This is a genomic window from Luteococcus sp. Sow4_B9, assembly GCF_052116585.1.
Taxonomy (GTDB): Bacteria; Actinomycetota; Actinomycetes; order Propionibacteriales; family Propionibacteriaceae; genus Luteococcus.
On record NZ_JBQKKT010000055.1, the window covers coordinates 1 to 1,700 of the forward strand.

The following is a 1,700-nucleotide window of genomic DNA, read 5'->3' on the forward strand; positions in this document are numbered from 1 at the left end:
CCGCGTCAACGACTCCAGACGTTCACGATCACCCTCACGAAGACCCAGCGCCGGGGCAGGAGAATTGGCCATGACCAATTCTCCCAAACCACAACCATTCAAGAACTAACGACACGACGCACTAGCTGCCCGCTGCTCGCGCCGTGAAGCGCTTCTGTCGCTTCTCAGCACGAATCCTCAATTCTACGGCATCGACAACCCGGAAGGAAGGGACTAGCACCGTGCCGTCATCTGTGAGGCTGTACTTCACGCCTGCCGCCTGGAGTGCCTCCGCGCGTGTAGCGACACCATGTCGGCTGGTGAACTTGGTGTTGGGCATTACCTGGTTTTCGCCTGACTCATCACGCTTCTTGTAGACCACGCGCGCGCCATCGCAGGGCGGGATCTCATAGGTCTTGACGAGGTGCTCCGCCAATTCCTGGTACTTGCCCCTGCAACCGATTGCTTCGGCGAGGTCGCTGTAGGTGGTCACCTCTTCGATCTTGAGCAAGTCAATGGCATCCAGGATGTCTTGCGTGCTGAACTCTTCGGTGGACACTTTGCTGTCTCCTTCTCCTTGGGTGCCAAGAGTCTAGACTCGTTGAAGGTCAAGAATCCTGGGCCCCATAGGAGGCCGGGAACGATCCATGCTCTGAACCACCGTGTGAAGAGTCCCCAGCCGCTGGGACTCGGCGAGAGACTCGTCCAGGTATGCTCACTGGACATCCCCCAACACATGACGTGCCTGATGCTCAAGCAGATGAATCCGGTCTTGGTACTCGTAGCTGACTTGCCGATTGATGCTGTCGGACAGGTGATGGTGCCTAAAATCGGTGAAACCCCTCTCCAGAGGCATGTCGCGGGAATCTGGATTGTCTGCGACGTGCTGTTCGTAGCGACGATTCAGGTCCATCAACGTGTCATAGATCGACACCCACTCACCGTCGGCGTCCTGCCACCACGTTTGCCCCCGCGGGATCACCCTCTGCTTCGCTTGCTCATCGTCCTGCCAGCCAGATCGTGCCAGTGAACCTGCAAACAACAGGTCCGCCAGCTCCTGCTCATCGATGCCCTTCGAGGCACCCGTGAGCGCCTCTTCGACATCCATCTGGTTGGCCCGGCCGCAGTCTTGAAGATGACGGAACACGCCCTCGGAGAAAGACCGTAGCCATTGCGGCGGCTCGGCTTCCAAGGTCTGAGCCGTGCGCAGCTGGTCGTACAGCTCCGATACCGACACGAACATGTGCCTGTCGCCCCGGATGCGTCGATCCCTCGCCTCAGCCAACTTCTCGATCAAGTGGTCGCCGCAACGTACGACCTGATTGAGCTCCTTGAGCAGATCCTTCTCCTCGTCGGAAGGTTCGCCGTCGAGCTTCTTGTAGAGCAAGTCGTGCTCCACCTCCGACCAGGCATGCATCATCAACGTGGCGACCTGAACCTCCACCCGAGCACCGTTGAAGCGCTCCCCCAAAGACAGGATGTCCCCTGGGGCGAGCAAGGCCCGGAAATGATTTGCCCGGTAGCTCTCGTCCTCGTCGATCCGGATCTCTTCCAACACGCGCAGATGCCGCCTCAGCAGGAGCCGGACCCTGTCGACGTCTTGGCTCCGGGGACATCGCCACCGGGCACGTGACAGGCGCGTGCAGACCCCGACACCGACACCAGGAGTTCCTGGCGTTCTTGAAGCAAGTCGCCCGTGCCTATCCCGACCAGCAGCTGCA

2 protein-coding genes are annotated in these 1,700 nt (G+C 59.8%); both read right to left on the reverse strand.

The window, feature by feature from the left end; all coding sequences use genetic code 11:
• Positions 1-121: 121 nt before the first annotated feature.
• Entirely contained in the window at positions 122-538 is a 417-nt protein-coding gene (locus ACTQ49_RS14885) for a hypothetical protein (protein ID WP_441828617.1), read from the reverse strand.
• Positions 539-694: 156 nt separating this feature from the next.
• Positions 695-1,537, reverse strand: a complete 843-nt coding sequence (locus tag ACTQ49_RS14890) for a hypothetical protein (RefSeq protein ID WP_441828618.1) — start codon at positions 1,535-1,537, stop codon at positions 695-697.
• Positions 1,538-1,700 lie beyond the last annotated feature (163 nt).